The organism is Allomesorhizobium aridi, from assembly GCF_043769475.1.
Taxonomy (GTDB): domain Bacteria; phylum Pseudomonadota; class Alphaproteobacteria; order Rhizobiales; family Rhizobiaceae; genus Allomesorhizobium.
This window is the reverse complement of record NZ_CP171729.1, coordinates 3,643,815-3,659,390: the sequence shown is the minus strand read 5'-3', so window position 1 is coordinate 3,659,390 and position 15,576 is coordinate 3,643,815. Positions and strand designations below refer to the sequence as shown.

Sequence of the window (15,576 nt, the reverse complement as noted above, 5' to 3'; positions counted from 1 at the left end):
GCGCTTCTACCATTTGATGCTGAGGCCGATATTGCCCTCGAGGATGCGGGTTCTTTCGCCATCGAGCTCGGTGGTGAAATCGCCCGTGGCGAAGATGCTGGCATTTTCGGTGACGTTGGCCACGATGCCGCCGCCGGCCTCCAGCAAAGTCCCCTCGAGTTCGGTCGCGATGACGTTCGGACCGAACGAGATGCTTTCGGTCGCGCCGAACTCATGCCAGAGATTGGCCTTGAGATAGGGCTGCAGCTTCATGCCGCCGAACAGCATCTCGCCCTGCAGGCGTACGCCCAGCCGGCCGGTCACCGCATCGTCCAGGTCGAACGAGATTGTCGCGAACCTGTCCTCCTGATCGTCGAAGGATAGGTGCTGCCATATGAGTTGCGCCTGCGGCTCGAGCTGTCCAGCCCTCGGCCAACGCGATCGGGTAGCCGCCTTCGAGGGAAACGGCGACGCCGCTTCCATCGAGGTCGATGCCGACGCCGCGGCTGGATGTGGCGCTGCCGTCGAACCAGGTTCCCATGACGATGCCGTCCAGATACCAGCCGGTCGGGCCGATATGCGTCCAGTAGGTGCCGAAGCTGGTTCCGTCGAGATCCATCTCGCCGACCGACAGGTCATTCCAGCCGAGCGCCTGGCCGCGAACGTCGCCGTCCATGCGGCTGTGGCTGACGAACAGGCCGGCGCGGTCGCGGTGGCCTGAAGCGCTTTCCCAGCCGAACAGGTCGGCGCCGGCCTGGAAGCCGAACAGGTCGCCGTCGAAAGACGGAGCCACGGTTCCCGACCACTTCATCTCGAAGTCCTGTCCAAACACACGGCCCCAGACCACTGGAAGGAAATCCTGGCCTTGCAGCAAAGCCTGCTCGCCCCGGCGTTCGTGGAACGTGCCGAGATTGCTCAGCGCCAGATGATGGGCGACCGGTGCAACCACCGAATAAGTCGGCACCTCGATGCGGTAGAGCGGGATCTCCTCGGCGATTACAGGCGTTGCACCCGGTGTCGGCGGCGCGGGCTGAACGGGCGGCGGCAACGGCTCAGGGCCGGTTTCGACCGGGGTCGGCACCGGCAGGGGCGCAGGCTCCGTCGGCGGCGCTGGAGGCGGCGGCGGCGGATCGAGCGGAGGCGCCGGCGATGGCGGAGGAGGCGGCAATGGCGCCGGATCCTCCGGCTCCACCGGAGGCGCAGGATCGACCGGGTCCGGATCGCCTGGCGTCGGCTCCGGCGGCAGCGGCGGCGGGGGCTCAACCGGCGGTGGCGGGGGAGGCGGCGGCTCCGGCGGTATCGGCTCGGTCGGAGGCGGTGGTGTGGGTTCGCCCGGCTCCGGCGGCGGCGGAGCGGGCGGCAACGGTTCAAGCGGGTCCGGCGCCGGCGCGGGTGTCGGCGGTGGCGGTGCAGGCGGGGTTGGATCCTCGGGTGTCGGGGGCGGTGGTGGTGGAGCAATAAGCGTCGAGCGCAGGTACCAGTTTTCGTTGGTGCCTGAGGTTACACCGCCCTTGAACAGGAAATATTCGAATGCGCCGGCGGCCACCGGGCCGTTGAGCGCGAAGGCGCCGCTCGCGGTGGTGGCGCCGTTCACGGCCTCGACCACCTGGATGCCATCCTGCACTGTGGAATCGCCTGCCCCACCGACATTGAGGATGCTGATGCTTGTCGAGCCGGAAACAGCGCCGTCCGAAAACACAAGCTTGTCCGACGCAGAGGAATCGTCGCCGAGCACCGTTTGCAGCAGCACCAGCCCGTCATCGCCGACATAATTGCCGGCAATGGTGAAAGTGTCGGTCGTGCTGTCGCCGCCATTGGCCAGGTCGATGCGGCCGGAATTGAAGACATCGACGAGTTGCCCGGCGGTGAAGGCGGAGATGGCCGCATTGGCGCTCCCGCCGAAAAGCGTGCTGGTTTCGTCGACGGTCAGGGAGCCGGTCCCCGTGCCGGTGTCGCCGAGCACCAGGTTCCCGTCGAAGGTCAACTCGGTGTCCTCGGTCGCGGTGATGCTCTCCCAGTTCTGAAACCGGTCAACGCCTGCTGTGGAGACGTTCTGCAGCGCGAGGCCGTCAGTTCCCAGCCCGCCGGTAATCTGCGTAGTTGTGCCAAGGTTGGCATTGGTGAGGTTGGCGAGCGTCGCCGTGTCGTCGTCGCCGCCGAGGTCGATCGCGCCATAGATGATGCCACCGCCGTCCCAGGTGAAGGTGTCGGCGCCGAAGCTCGTCAGCACGCTGCCGCCGACGGAGCCGCCCGTCACGGTTACGCTGTCGGTGCCGCCGCTGACGCTGATATTTCCGCCGATGGTTCCGTTGGAAAGGATGATGGTGTCGTTGCCGAATCCGGCGACGAGGTTGCGGTCGATCACTCCGCCCGACATGTCGAACAGATTGTCGTCGAGCTTCATGTTGACGCGCCCGATCCGGCCGCCGGTCATCACCGCATGGTCACCGTCCTCGAAGAAGTCGATGATGCGGCCGCTGGACATCGTGAAAGTGTCGAGGTTGTCGCCTTGGCTAAGCGACTGGATCACCCCGCCGGTCATCCGAAAATCGTCAGTGCCGTTTCCTTGCTGTACATTGCCGGTAATCGTGCCGCCGTTGATCACGGCTCGGTCTGCCCCGTCACCCTGGTCGACGGCGCCGTCAATGGTGCCGTCGTTCATCGTCAGCGTATCGTCACCGCCGCCCATGCTCACGGCCGTGCCGGCGCCGCTGATCGTGCCGGTATTCGTCAGGCTGTCGTCGAAGTCGCCCAGGAACAAAACGCCTTCTGCAGTTACCCCGGTGATCGTACCCATATTGGTCAAGGCTGTCGGGCCATTGGCCGCCACAACGCCCGCCTGCTGGCCACTGATTTCGCCCGCATTGTCAACCGTACCGCCGCCATTGACGATGATGCCATTCGCCTGCTGGCTGACGACCGAACCGGTCGCGGTGTTGGTGAAAGCGGCAGGGGAACTGAAGAAGGCGCCGAGTCCGCCGGCCCCGGTCACGGTAATGGTCCCGGCGTTGGTGACTATTCCGAGCGTGGCGCCGAGCCAGTTGATACCATGCGCGTTCGGACCCGAGACACTGATAGAGCCGCTGTTCGTCAACGTATTGTTCGAACCGTTGCTGATGACGCCGTGTGCCGTTGCTCCGGCCGTGGTGATGGCGCCGCTGGCCGCATTGGTGATCGTGTTGTTCGCACCCGTCGCGAGAATGCCGTTCGCGCTTGAGCCCGATGTCGTAATTATCCCGGAATTCGTGAAGGCATTGTCGTTGCCGACCGCCTCCATGCCGACGGAGTTATCTCCGTTCGTGGTGATGGTACCCTCGTTCGTGACCATGTTACCGGTCGAGCCGGTGAAAAGCAGGATTCCCTGTGAGTCGTCTCCGTTGGTGACGATCGTGCCGGTGTTGAGGACGACATTGTTGTCGCCCCCGTCGGAGAACATGCCTTCCGACAGAAGCCCATTCGTCGTAATCGTACCGCTGTTGGTGATCGTGTTATTGCCGTCAAAGCGGATGCCGTCGAACGTGTCGCCGGTGACTGTGATGCCGCCCTCGTTGGTGACCTCGCTTTGGTCCCGAACGAAGATACCGTTGATATTCGTGACGTCGAGCGCAGCCCCCGATTGGACGATAACGGTCACATCGGTGCTGCCGGCCGCCGCTTCAACTCGCGTGGTGTCCGGGTTGGATGCGGAAGCATCACAGGTGACGGTCTGGCCGGTTGCCGGGTCATGGTTATTGCACGCGGCAAGCGCGGGCCCAGTCCCGAAAAAGGCCATGGTAAGACCGGTCGAGGCGAGCAAGCTCAATCGGCGCAACTGGAAATGCCGTTGCTTGTTTGGGTCGCTGAGTGGTGCAGCCGCCGTATCGGGAATGTCGCTTTCGACGCGACCTTGGGCATGGCGTCTCATCGCCTTCCCCTCAAATTTCCGGCATCGCGCGTGACGCCGCTATGCGCTTACACCCCCGGTTTCATGCCCGCCGCGATAAAGCCACAATTCGGACCGGTGCACAATCGCAAATTGCTATTCTGGCCGTACCACAATGTGGTCGGACCAGAATTTTTGCGGGCCGCGAAAAAATTCTTCTGCAGCCGGTTTTCAGTCGCGGTTTTTTTGCTATGAGAGATGTGCCCGCGGGAGGAAGATGTCGCGGGCGATCGGCGAACCGGCCTGACCGGGAGGAATTGTCATGTATCTGGGACTCGATCTCGGGACGTCCGGCGTCAAGGCGCTGCTGATAGACGGAGACCAGAAGGTCATCGGCTCCGGCCATGGCGCGCTGGAGGTCTCGCGCCCCCGTTCCGGCTGGTCCGAGCAGGATCCCGCCGACTGGATCCGAGCCACCGAAGAGGCTGTCGGCGAACTCAAGGCGCAACACGCGGCCGAACTGGCCGCCGTGAAAGGCATCGGCCTGTCCGGTCAAATGCATGGCGCGACGCTTCTCGATGAGCGCGATCAGGTGCTCCGTCCCTGCATCCTCTGGAACGATACGCGAAGCCATGCCGAGGCGGCGAAGCTCGACGCCGATCCGCGCTTCCGGAAGATCACCGGCAACATCGTGTTCCCCGGCTTCACCGCACCCAAGCTTGCCTGGGTCAAGAACAACGAGCCTGCGGTCTTCGCCAAGGTGCGCTGGGTGCTGCTTCCCAAGGATTACCTGCGGCTGTGGCTGACCGGCGAACATATGTCGGAAATGTCGGATTCGGCCGGCACATCATGGCTCGACGTGGCCGCCCGCAAGTGGTCGCCGGAACTGCTCGCCGCGACCGAGCTGGACGAGCGGCAGATGCCCGGCCTGGTCGAAGGCACCGAGCAGGCGGGCTCGCTGCGCTCCGAACTTGCGAGCCGCTGGGGCATGAACGCCGGCGTGGTCGTTGCGGGCGGCGCCGGCGACAACGCCGCGTCGGCCTGCGGCATGGGCACGGTGCGGCCCGGCCATGCCTTTGTCTCGCTCGGCACCTCGGGCGTGCTGTTCGCCGCCAACGGCTCCTACCTGCCTAACCCCGAAAGCGCCGTCCACACCTTCTGCCATGCGCTGCCCAATGCCTGGCATCAGATGGGCGTCATCCTGTCGGCGACCGATTCGTTGAACTGGCTGTCGGAAATTACCGGCAAAGAGGCGGGCGACCTGACCGGCGAACTCGGCGAGGCGCTGAAAGCGCCTACCGGCGTCACCTTCCTGCCCTATCTTTCGGGCGAGCGGACACCGCACAACGACGCGGCGATCCGCGGCGTTTTCGCGGGCCTCGGCCATGAATCGAGCCGGGCGGTGCTGACGCAGGCCGTGGTCGAGGGCGTCGCCTTCGCCTTCCGCGACAGCCAGCAGGCGCTGCACCAGGCAGGCACCGAACTCAGCCGCGTCACCGCGATCGGCGGCGGCTCCCGCTCGCGCTACTGGCTGAAGGCGATCGCCACCGCGCTGCAGATTCCCGTCGACATTCCAGCGGATGGAGATTTCGGCGCGGCCTACGGAGCCGCGCGGCTAGGCCTGATCGCCGCCGAGAATGCCGATCCGTACGAGGTCTGCGCCGCACCGGCCACCGCCGAGACGATCGAACCCGACGCTAAACTCGGCGGCGCATATGCGCATGCCTATGAGCGCTACCGGGCGCTCTATCCAGCCATCAAAGGAGTTTCGTGATGACCACTGGTTTCTTCGGCGACGTCAGCAAAGCAAAATATGAAGGGCCGGATTCGACCAATCCGCTCGCCTATCGCCACTACAACCCCGACGAGCTCGTTCTCGGTAAGCGCTTGGAGGACCATCTCCGGTTCGCTGTCGCCTATTGGCATTCCTTCGCCTGGCCGGGCGGCGATCCATTCGGCGGCCAGACCTTCGAGCGCCCATGGTTCGGCGACACGATGGAGCTGGCGAAACTGAAGGCCGATGTGGCGTTCGAGATGTTCTCGCTGCTCGGCGTGCCGTATTTCTGCTTCCATGACGCCGATGTGCGGCCGGAAGGCAGCACCTTCGCCGAAAGCGCTGCCCGTCTCGACGAGATCGGCGATTATTTCGCGGGCAAGATGGAGAAGACCGGGACAAAACTGCTCTGGGGCACGGCGAACCTGTTCTCGCACCGCCGCTATATGGCGGGCGCGGCGACCAATCCCGACCCGAGCGTGTTCGCCTATGCGGCCGCAACGGTGAAGTCGTGCATCGACGTGACCCAAAGGCTCGGCGGCGAAAACTACGTGCTGTGGGGCGGACGCGAGGGCTACGAGACGCTGCTCAACACCGACCTCAAGCGAGAGCGGGAGCAGGCGGGACGATTCCTATCCATGGTCGTCGACTATGCGAAGAAGATCGGCTTCAAGGGCACGATCCTGATCGAACCCAAGCCGCAGGAGCCGACCAAGCATCAGTACGATTACGACGTGGCCACCGTCTACGGCTTCCTGAAGGATTTCGGCCTGGAGAAGGAGGTGAAGGTCAACGTCGAGCAGGGCCACGCGATCCTCGCCGGGCACTCGTTCGAGCACGAACTGGCGCTGGCGAACGCGCTTGGCATCTTCGGCTCCATCGACATGAACCGCAATGACTACCAGTCGGGCTGGGACACCGACCAGTTCCCCAACAACGTCCCGGAAATGGCGCTCGCTTACTACCATGTGCTCCAGGCCGGCGGTTTCACCACCGGCGGCACCAATTTCGACGCCAAGCTAAGGCGCCAGTCGCTCGATCCGCAGGATCTGCTGATCGCTCATATTGGCGGGATGGATTGCTGCGCGCGCGGGCTGAAGGCGGCGGCGAAAATGATCGAGGACAAGGCGCTGTCCGGTCCGCTGGAAGAGCGTTATGCCGGCTGGACCCAAGGCGGGGCACAGGCCATGCTCAAGGGCGGGCGTACGCTGGAGCAGATTTCCGAGTGGGTGCTGAAGGAAGGCCTCGACCCGCAGCCGAAGTCCGGCCGCCAGGAATATCTGGAGAACATCGTCAACCGCTACGTCTGACCCGCGCCGGGGCGGCGAGGGAAAAGATTTTCCATTTCGCCGCCCAATTGCCCCGATCTTGCCTTCAACGCGCCGCCCCCAACAGGCATCTTGGCGGCATGAAAAGGGACGCTGAAAGACTCACCGCAATCGGTCATCGCGAACCTGCAATCGAGGCGTTGCTGTCTCGGCCAGAAGCCGATTCGATTGTCGATCTACTGCTTTCGCTGCCGGCGAACGAGATAGACGAGGCCGATACATTCAATCGAATCGTCAAGGATCGGCTGGAGGCGAAGCTCGCCGACAGGGTGCGGTCGCTGATCGGCGACGACGAGCACCAGCGCGCTGCCTGACCCAATGTGCGAAGTGGGACGGGAGGGTTTGACCTCTCGTGCCGGCTTGGCCATCTTTGGGCGATGATCAGCGGTGTGCTTCTGGATCTTGCCGGCGTCATCTACGATGGCGACAGGGCGATACCGGGCGCGGTCGATGCCGTGGTGCGGCTGCGCGAGGCGGGACTGCCGTTGCGGTTCGTCAGCAACACGACGCGGTCGACGAGACGGACCGTTCTCGATCGGCTGGCCGGCTTCGGCATTTCCGTTCCGGCGGATGAGCTTTTCACGCCGGCGCGGGCGGCGCGGGAATGGCTTGTCAAGCGCCGGTTGTCGCCGCATCTGCTGGTTCATCCCAATCTCGAGGCCGAGTTCGAAGGCCTGCCGGCGCATGGCAGGCGCGCTGTGGTCATTGGCGATGTCGGCGAGACGCTCGATTATACCGCATTGAATCAAGCATTTAGGGAATTGAGCGAAGGCGCGGACTTCCTGGCGCTGGCCAGCAACAGGGCGTTCAAGGACGCCGACGGCAGGCTCAGCCTCGATGCCGGCCCGTTCGTTGCCGCGTTGGAATTTGCCTGCCAGCGGCAGGCGACGGTCCTCGGCAAGCCGTCGCCGGACTTCTTCCAGGCAGCGCTTTTAGCATGAATTGCCCGCCGGGAGAGGCGGTCATGGTCGGCGACGATGCAGAAGGCGATGTCGCGGGCGCGCTCGACGCCGGGCTATCGAGCGCGCTTCTGGTGCGCACGGGCAAGTACCGACCCGGCGATGAAACGCGCTTCGACCCGCGGCCGACCGCGGTTTTCAATGATCTTGCCGGGGCCGCCGACTGGATCGTCGCGCGCAAAAAGTGAACGCGCGGTTTCGCACCCGTGGATAGATTTCCGATCCCTTAGACGAGCCAACCACGCGAAAAGGGCCTATCCCCGGCGCATTCTCACCGGGGCTTCACCGAAGGTTTTGGAAAACGCCCGCGAGAAGCCGGCGGCGCTGGTAAAGCCGGTTCGCTCGGCGATGTTGGCCATCGGTTCGCGCGTGTCGAGAACCAGCCGGCGGGCGGTGTTGAGCCGCAGCCGCAGGTAGTAGGCGCCAGGCGTCTCGCCGATGGATCTGCCAAATATGCTCTCCAGGGTGCGGGCGGTGACGCCGGCGCGCTTGGCGATTGCCGCGACTGTCAGGGGACGGTCGACATGCGACTCCATCAGGCGAATAGCCTGGGCCAGCCGCGGGTCGTAGCCGTCGAGGCGGCCGAGCGAGACGAGCGGCTGCGCATCGGTCGCGGCACGTGCCTGGTCATAGATGAAGACGCTGGCGACATCGAGCGCCACCGCCATGCCGAGCCGGGTGCGGATCAGATGCAGCATCAGGTCGAAGGTCGGCGACGCGCCGCCGGTGGTGAAGACGGGACCGTCGATGACATAGCGGTCAGGCCGGACGTCGGTGCCGGGGAAGGCGGCGGCAAAGTCTTCCATGTCTTCCCAGTGGGTGGTGGCGGCGCGGCCTTCCAGAAGGCCGGCGCGGGCGACGAGCCATGTGCCGGCTTCGACGCCGCCGCAGGCGCGGGCGCTACGAGCCGCACGGCCAATGCCGGACACCAGGCCCGGCGTGCCCTGGGTCCTGGTGCCGAAGCCACCGACAACGATCAGCACGTCGGTTTTTTCCGCCGGATTGAATCGCCCGCTGACGGCGACCGGAAGGCCGGAGGTGGTGACCGGCGGCTCACCGTCGGCCGAGACCGTTTTCCAGTCGAACAGCGTGTCGCCTGAAATCCGGTTGGCGGCCCGCAGCGGATCGACGGCGGAGGCCACGCACATGATCGACGAACCCGAGAAGATCAGGAACGTCACCTTGATCGGCGCGCGCTCAGGCGAAAAGATCGACGGTGTTTCGTCTTTGGTCATGCAGACTTCGTAAAATGCAAAACAGCTTTTCGCAAGTCGGTCATGATTGCCCTCTGTATTGTTGGGAGAGAGACATGCCGCTAGCCATGAACCGCGAGGTCTTCATTACCTGCGCCGTGACCGGCTCGGGCGGGACACAGGACCGCAGCCCGCATGTGCCGCGCTCGCCAAAGCAAATCGCAGACGCGGCGATCGACGCCGCAAAGGCCGGCGCCGCGATCGTCCATTGCCATGTGCGCGATCCCGAAACCGGCAAGCCGCGCCGCGACGTCCATCTCTATCGCGAGGTCACGGAGCGCATCCGCGACGCCAAGGTCGATGTCGTCCTGAACCTGACCGCCGGCATGGGCGGCGACATGGTGTTCGGTCCGCCCGAGGCGCCGCTGCCTTTGAAGGAGCAGGGGACCGACATGGGCAGCGCGGCCAATCGCATGGAGCATGTGCGCCAGTGCCTGCCGGAAATCTGCACGCTCGATTGCGGCACCATGAACTTCAACGAAGCGGATTATGTGATGACCAACACGCCGGGCATGCTGCGCGCCATGGGCGGCATGATGACGGCGCTGGGCGTCAAACCGGAGATCGAGGCTTTCGATACCGGGCATCTGTGGTTCGCCAAGCAACTGGTAAGCGAAGGTGTGCTCAAGCCGGATGCGCTGGTGCAGCTTTGCATGGGCGTGCCATGGGGTGCGCCGGACGATCTCAACACCTTCATGGCGATGGTCAACAACGTGCCGTCGGATTGGACATGGTCCGCATTCTCGCTCGGCCGAAACGAGATGGCTTATGTCGCGGCGGCAGTGCTCGCCGGCGGCAATGTTCGCGTCGGACTCGAGGACAATCTGTGGCTCGACAAGGGTGTGCTGGCGACCAACGCGCAGCTGGTCGAGCGCGCCGTGACCATCGTCGAGAGCATGGGCGCGCGGGTGATCGGCCCCGACGAGGTGCGCAAGAAGCTCAACCTCACCAAGCGCCCGCCGCTCGCTGCCGCTTGAAGGAGGCATCGATGAAAACGGTCAAGTTCACGGCGATGAAGGACGGCACGCGCGAGGAGTACGAATTCCTGACTGCGCATGAGACCGAATATGCCGCGAAGACCGGCAACCGGCTGCTCGATGCGCTGGTGCAACTGGACGAGGGCCTGTCCGGCTACAAGATCACGCGGCTGGGCCATTCGCTGCAGGCGGCGACCCGCGCTTTTCGCGACGGCGCCGATACGGACTGGATAGCCTGCGCGCTCCTGCACGACATCGGCGACATCTACGCACCCTACAATCACGACGAATATGCCGCGGCGATTGTGAAGCCGTTCGTGCGCGAGCAATGCTTCTGGACGGTCGAGAAGCACGGCGATTTCCAGCGCCTCTATTACGCGCACCATCTCGGCGGCAATCCGCATGCGCGCGACAGGTTTGCGGGGCATGCCTATTTCGACGATTGCGACCAGTTCTGCGAGCGCTGGGACCAGTCGAGCTTCGATCCGGATTACGACACCCTGCCGATCGAGTTCTTCCGTCCGTTCGTGATCGAGGTGTTTTCACGAAAAGCCTACGATCCGGCCGTCATCCGACCCGGCGAGCGCGTGCCGCTCGTCAACCCCGAAATCGCCAGACAAAGAGCATCTGCATGAGCATCATCGGCAAGGCCGCAGCCATAGGTGGCGGGGTCATCGGCGCGGGGTGGGTGGCGCGGCTGCTGCTCAACGGCATCGACGTCTCGATCTACGATCCCGACCCGGAAGCGTCGCGAAAGGTCGGCGAGGTGATGAAGGGCGCGCGCCGGGCCTACAGGCAGATGCTGCCGGATGGGCTGCCGAAAGAGGGGAAGCTGACCTTCGCCAAGACCATCGCGGAAGCGGTGGCCGATGCCGACTTCATTCAGGAAAGCGTGCCGGAGCGGCTGGACCTGAAGCACAAGGTGCTGGCCGAGATCGACGCGCACGCGCCGGTCAACGCCATCGTCGGCTCATCGACTTCCGGCATCAAACCGTCGGACATGCAGACCGCCATGAAATATCCGGAGCGGCTGGTCGTCGGCCATCCTTTCAACCCGGTCTATCTGCTGCCGCTGGTCGAGATCGTCGGCGGCAAGGACACGCTGCCGGAGGCGATCGAAGTCGCCAAGGAAATGTACGCCTCGATCGGCATGAAGCCGGTGGTGATCCGCAAGGAGATCGAGGCCTTCGTCGGCGACCGCCTGCTCGAAGCGGCATGGCGCGAGGCGCTGTGGCTGATCAAGGACGGCATCTGCACCGTCGAGGAACTCGATGACATCATGCGCTACGGCTTCGGCCTGCGCTGGGCCCAGATGGGCATGTTCCAGGTCTATCGCGTGGCGGGCGGCGAGGCCGGCATGCGCCATTTCATGGCGCAGTTCGGGCCGTGCCTGAAATGGCCGTGGACCAAGCTGATGGACGTGCCGGAATTCAACGACGAGCTGGTCGATCTCATCGCGACGCAATCGGACGACCAGGCGCACGGCCTGTCGATCCGCGAGCTCGAAAAAAATCCGCGACGACAATCTGGTCGCGATCATGGATGCGCTGGGCAAACAGAACAAGGGCAAGGGCTGGGGCGCCGGCGCGCTGCATAACGACTATACCAAGCGGCTGGCGAAGCTGGCGAAGAAGCCTGGGTCGAAGGCTGCGGAGAAGGCCAAGGCGGGGAAGTTGAAGAAAAAGAAGGGCTGAGGCGGTGGTCGTGCGTCCTTCGACAAGCTCAGGATGAGGGAGGCTGGTGCTGGCCAGCATATTAAGGTTGGGTGCAGACCTGCCTCATCCTGAGAGGCCAGCGAAATGGTGAGGCCGGTGGTGCCCGGCCTTGCCGTTGAGGTTGGCACCAGCCTCCCTCATCCTGAGCTTGTCGAAGGACGCACAACGCACCGGTCAACCTCGCAACAGGTGATGTGAACATGGATTTCGGCCTATCGGAAGAACAGCGGCTCATCGTCGACACGACCCGCGCCTTTGTCGAGAACGAGCTTTATCCGCATGAGGCGGAGGTGGAGCGGGCCGGCGTTCTGCGACGCGAGCTGATCGATGAGCTGAAAGCAAAGGCGATCGAGGCCGGGCTTTATGCGGCCAACATGCCCGAAGACGTCGGCGGCGCCGGGCTCGATACGGTGACTTGGCTGCTCTACGAGAAGGAGCTCGGCCGCGCCAATTATGCGCTGCATTGGACCTGCGTGGCGCGGCCTTCGAACATACTTTTGGCCGGCACGCCGGAACAGCGCGAAAAATATCTCTTCCCATGTGTTAGAGGCGAGAAATCCGACTGCCTGGCGATGACCGAACCCGGCGCCGGTTCCGACCTGCGCGGCATGAATGCGACTGCCGTTCAGGACGGCGACGACTGGGTGCTCAACGGCACCAAGCATTTTATCTCCCACGCCGATATCGCCGATTTCGCCATCGTGTTCATGGCGTCGGGGGAGGAAGATTCGCCGCACGGCAAGCGCAAGAAGATCACCGCCTTCTTCGTCGACAAGGGCACGCCCGGTTTCACCGTGCGCGAGGGCTACCGCAACGTCTCGCATCGCGGCTATACCAATTCGATCCTCGAATTCGACGATTGCCGGCTGCCGAAGGAACAAGTGCTCGGCGAGGTTCACAAGGGTTTTGAGGTCGCCAATTCCTGGCTGGGCGCGACGCGGCTGCAGGTTGCCGCGACCTGTCTCGGCCGCGCCGAACGCGCGCTCGGCCATGCCGTCGAATATGCCGCGAACCGAGAGCAGTTCGGCCAGCAGATCGGCAAGTTCCAGGGTGTGTCGTTCAAGCTCGCCGACATGGCGACCGAATTGAAGGCCGCCGACCTGATGGTTTTCGAAGCCGGCTGGAAATACGACCAGGGCACCGTCACCGACCAGGACATGGCGATGGCCAAGCTGAAAGCCACGGAGATGCTTGCCTTCGTCGCCGACGAGGCGATCCAAATACATGGCGGCATGGGCCTCATGGACGATCTGCCGCTGGAGCGCATTTGGCGCGACGCGCGCGTGGAGCGGATCTGGGAGGGCACCAGCGAGATCCAGCGGCATATTATTTCGCGGGCGATGCTGAGGGCGGTGGGGGGATGATGGTGGACCTGGATTTCCCTTCTCCCCTTGTGGGAGAAGGTGGCCGAGCGAAGCGAGGTCGGATGAAGGGTGCTCCAGCCTGGCACTCCGTCCAACACCCCTCATCCGTCGCCTTCGGCGACACCTTCTCCCACAAGGGGAGAAGGGGAGGCGCATGCCATGCACCGTCTTGAACGCCTGCTGCGTCCGAAATCCATCGCCGTGATCGGCGGCGGCGCGTTCGCCACCAATGTCGTCAGGCAGTCGCTGAAGATGAGCTTTCCCGGTGACATTTGGCCGGTGCATCCGAAGAAGGACGAAATCGAGGGCGTGAAGGCCTACCGCTCGGTCGCCGACCTGCCGGGCTCTCCGGATGCGGTGTTCATCGGCGTCAACCGTTTCGCCACAATAGATGTCGTGTGCGAGCTTGCGGCGCGCCGGGCGGGCGGCGCGATCTGCTTCGCCGCCGGTTTTCGCGAGGCCGGCGCCGATGACGAGGACGGCGACCGGCTGCAGACCGAACTGGTCGAAGCAGCCGGCGACATGCCGGTCATTGGACCTAACTGCTACGGCCTTATCAACTATGCCGACGGCGCGCTGCTGTGGCCGGACCAACATGGCGGCCGGCGATTGGAGCCTGGTACGCGCGGTGCGGCGATCATCACGCAGTCGTCCAACATCGCCTGCAATCTCACCATGCAGAAGCGCGGCCTGCCGATCTCCTTCCTGATGACGGCCGGCAACCAGGCACAGACTGGCTTGTCCGAAATGGCGCTCGGCCTGATCGAGGACGACCGCGTCTCCTGCCTCGGCCTGCACATTGAAGGTTTCGATTCAGCCGCTGGTTTCGAACGGCTGGCGGCCAGGGCGCGGGAGCTGAACAAGCCGATCGTGGCGATGAAGGTTGGGCGGTCGGAGCAGGCGCGGGCCGCCACGATCTCGCATACGGCTTCGCTCGCCGGGTCGGACGCGGCTAGCGAAGCCTTCCTCAAGCGGCTCGGCATTGCGCGGGCCGGTTCGATCCCGGCCTTCCTCGAAACACTGAAGCTGCTGCATGCCGGCGGCCCGCTTTCCGGCTACGCGCTTTCCTCGATGAGCTGTTCCGGCGGAGAGGCTTCGGTGATGGCCGACACCGCCGAAGGGCGAAAAGTCCGTTTCCCCGCCCTCACCGAGGCGCACCGGGCGCATGTGAAATCGACACTCGGCCCTCTGGTGGCAGTCGCCAATCCGCTCGATTACCACACCTTCATCTGGAACAACGAACCGGCGATGACCGACACCTTCACGGCGATGGTCTCCGGCGGGTTCGATTTCAACATGCTGGTGCTGGATTTTCCGCGCAACGACCGCTGCTCCGACGCCGATTGGTGGCCCACCGTGCGGGCATTCGAGGCTGCGCTGAAGACCAATGGCGCGCGCGGCGCGATCGTCGCCTCGATGCTGGAAAACCTGCCGGAAGAGCATGCCGCCGAGCTTTTCCGGCGCGGCATCGTGCCGTTGCACGGGATCGTCGAAGCGATGGAAGCGGTCGAGGCGGCGGCGTTTATCGGGGAGAGGTGGAAAGCGGCAGTGGCTCAGCCGATTGCGACGGCGGATATGTTCAAAACACCCCCTCACCGGTTTGCTTCGCAAACCACCTCTCCCCCTGCCCGGGGGAGAGGAACCCAGTCCGTCGAGGCCTTCGCGAGTGGCAGTTCCTCGCCCTCACGGAGTGGGGAGAGGTGGCTCGGGCGGAGCCCGAGACGGTGAGGGGGGCTTTCACACTCGACGAAGCCGAGGCCAAAGCCCTGCTCATCCAGACAAACCTTCCGGTCCCGCCTGGCTGCCGCGCTGCTACGGCCGAGGAAGCCGTTGCCGCCGCCGAGCAAATCGGTTTCCCGGCCGCGCTCAAGGCGCTGGGCGTTGCCCACAAGAGCGAACTGGGCGCAGTCAGGCTCAACCTGAAATCCGCCGAAGAGGTACAGGCGGCGGCCGCGGCGCTGTTGACGCTCGGCATTGGCCTCTATGTCGAGCGCATGGTGCAGGGCGGGGTCGCCGAACTCATCGTCGGCTTCACGCGCGACCCGATATTCGGTCCGGTCATGACCATCGGCTCTGGGGGCGTGCTGGTGGAGTTGCTGAAGGATTCCGCAACGCTGATGCTGCCGGCGACGCGCGGAGATATCGAGGCGGAGCTGCGCGGCCTAAAACTGTTTCCGCTGCTGGATGGCTATCGGGGGAGGCCGAAGGCCGATCTCGACGCGGCGATCGAGGCTATTCTGGGGATCGCGGCGTTTGTGCTGGAAAACTCGGATAAGATCGAGGAGCTGGATATCAACCCGCTGATCGTTTGCTGCGAGGGCAAGGGCGCGTGGATTGCCGATGCGCTGATGATGATGGCGCCCTC

At 64.3% G+C, this 15,576-nt stretch carries 10 protein-coding genes and 3 pseudogenes; 11 read left to right on the top strand and 2 right to left on the bottom strand.

Features of this window, described 5'->3' with window-relative positions; all coding sequences use genetic code 11:
• Positions 1-6 precede the first annotated feature (6 nt).
• Positions 7-2,776: pseudogene (locus ACG873_RS19975) on the bottom strand (autotransporter outer membrane beta-barrel domain-containing protein).
• A gap of 927 nt (positions 2,777-3,703) precedes the next feature.
• Here ACG873_RS19975 and ACG873_RS19970 point away from each other — a divergent pair.
• From ACG873_RS19970 to ACG873_RS19945, 6 genes are all read left to right on the top strand, one after another.
• Positions 3,704-4,096 carry a hypothetical protein gene (locus ACG873_RS19970; RefSeq protein WP_394886985.1) on the top strand — a complete coding sequence of 131 codons (393 nt, stop codon included), beginning with the start codon at positions 3,704-3,706 and terminating at the stop codon, positions 4,094-4,096.
• A 67-nt stretch (positions 4,097-4,163) separates the two neighbouring features.
• Positions 4,164-5,615, top strand: coding sequence for a xylulokinase (gene xylB / locus ACG873_RS19965; RefSeq protein WP_394886983.1), 1,452 nt, complete (start codon positions 4,164-4,166; stop codon positions 5,613-5,615).
• The gene (gene xylA / locus ACG873_RS19960; RefSeq protein ID WP_394886982.1) at positions 5,615-6,925 is read left to right on the top strand and encodes a xylose isomerase; all 1,311 of its coding nucleotides are present in this window, start codon (positions 5,615-5,617) and stop codon (positions 6,923-6,925) included. Before xylB ends, xylA begins: the two co-directional genes overlap by 1 nt.
• Positions 6,926-7,023: 98 nt before the next feature.
• Positions 7,024-7,257, top strand: coding sequence for a hypothetical protein (locus ACG873_RS19955; RefSeq protein ID WP_394886981.1), 234 nt, complete (start codon positions 7,024-7,026; stop codon positions 7,255-7,257).
• Between the two features lie 63 nt (positions 7,258-7,320).
• Entirely contained in the window at positions 7,321-7,884 is a 564-nt protein-coding gene (locus ACG873_RS19950) for a TIGR01458 family HAD-type hydrolase (protein ID WP_394886979.1), read from the top strand.
• A 23-nt stretch (positions 7,885-7,907) separates the two neighbouring features.
• Positions 7,908-8,090, top strand: coding sequence for an HAD hydrolase-like protein (locus tag ACG873_RS19945; protein WP_394886978.1), 183 nt, complete (start codon positions 7,908-7,910; stop codon positions 8,088-8,090).
• Positions 8,091-8,156: 66 nt separating this feature from the next.
• Here the strand turns inward: ACG873_RS19945 and ACG873_RS19940 are convergent, their stop codons facing one another.
• Entirely contained in the window at positions 8,157-9,137 is a 981-nt protein-coding gene (locus tag ACG873_RS19940) for a GlxA family transcriptional regulator (RefSeq protein WP_394886976.1), read from the bottom strand.
• Positions 9,138-9,211: 74 nt separating this feature from the next.
• On the opposite strand from ACG873_RS19940, the gene ACG873_RS19935 reads away from it, so the two are divergent.
• From ACG873_RS19935 to ACG873_RS19915, 5 genes and pseudogenes are all read left to right on the top strand, one after another.
• The gene (locus ACG873_RS19935; protein ID WP_394886975.1) at positions 9,212-10,132 is read left to right on the top strand and encodes a 3-keto-5-aminohexanoate cleavage protein; all 921 of its coding nucleotides are present in this window, start codon (positions 9,212-9,214) and stop codon (positions 10,130-10,132) included.
• Between the two features lie 11 nt (positions 10,133-10,143).
• Positions 10,144-10,767, top strand: a complete 624-nt coding sequence (locus ACG873_RS19930) for an HD domain-containing protein (protein WP_394886974.1) — start codon at positions 10,144-10,146, stop codon at positions 10,765-10,767.
• A pseudogene (locus ACG873_RS19925) lies at positions 10,764-11,748 on the top strand (carnitine 3-dehydrogenase); the annotation flags it as partial. The gene ACG873_RS19930 and the pseudogene ACG873_RS19925, both read left to right, overlap by 4 nt.
• 299 nt (positions 11,749-12,047) lie before the next feature.
• Positions 12,048-13,211 (top strand): acyl-CoA dehydrogenase family protein, encoded by a 1,164-nt coding sequence (locus ACG873_RS19920; protein ID WP_394886972.1) that lies wholly within the window; start codon positions 12,048-12,050, stop codon positions 13,209-13,211.
• Between the two features lie 159 nt (positions 13,212-13,370).
• Positions 13,371-15,568 (top strand): annotated as a pseudogene (locus tag ACG873_RS19915) (acetate--CoA ligase family protein); the annotation flags it as partial.
• Positions 15,569-15,576 lie beyond the last annotated feature (8 nt).

Coding starts and splice junctions, on each gene's coding strand:
- ACG873_RS19940 (WP_394886976.1), bottom strand. CDS start 9,137: ATGACCAAAGACGAAACACCGTCGATCTTTTCGCCTGAGCGCGCGCCG.
- ACG873_RS19930 (WP_394886974.1), top strand. CDS start 10,144: ATGAAAACGGTCAAGTTCACGGCGATGAAGGACGGCACGCGCGAGGAG.
- ACG873_RS19935 (WP_394886975.1), top strand. CDS start 9,212: ATGCCGCTAGCCATGAACCGCGAGGTCTTCATTACCTGCGCCGTGACC.
- ACG873_RS19920 (WP_394886972.1), top strand. CDS start 12,048: ATGGATTTCGGCCTATCGGAAGAACAGCGGCTCATCGTCGACACGACC.
- ACG873_RS19950 (WP_394886979.1), top strand. CDS start 7,321: ATGATCAGCGGTGTGCTTCTGGATCTTGCCGGCGTCATCTACGATGGC.
- ACG873_RS19970 (WP_394886985.1), top strand. CDS start 3,704: ATGGTTATTGCACGCGGCAAGCGCGGGCCCAGTCCCGAAAAAGGCCAT.
- xylA (WP_394886982.1), top strand. CDS start 5,615: ATGACCACTGGTTTCTTCGGCGACGTCAGCAAAGCAAAATATGAAGGG.
- ACG873_RS19945 (WP_394886978.1), top strand. CDS start 7,908: ATGGTCGGCGACGATGCAGAAGGCGATGTCGCGGGCGCGCTCGACGCC.
- xylB (WP_394886983.1), top strand. CDS start 4,164: ATGTATCTGGGACTCGATCTCGGGACGTCCGGCGTCAAGGCGCTGCTG.
- ACG873_RS19955 (WP_394886981.1), top strand. CDS start 7,024: ATGAAAAGGGACGCTGAAAGACTCACCGCAATCGGTCATCGCGAACCT.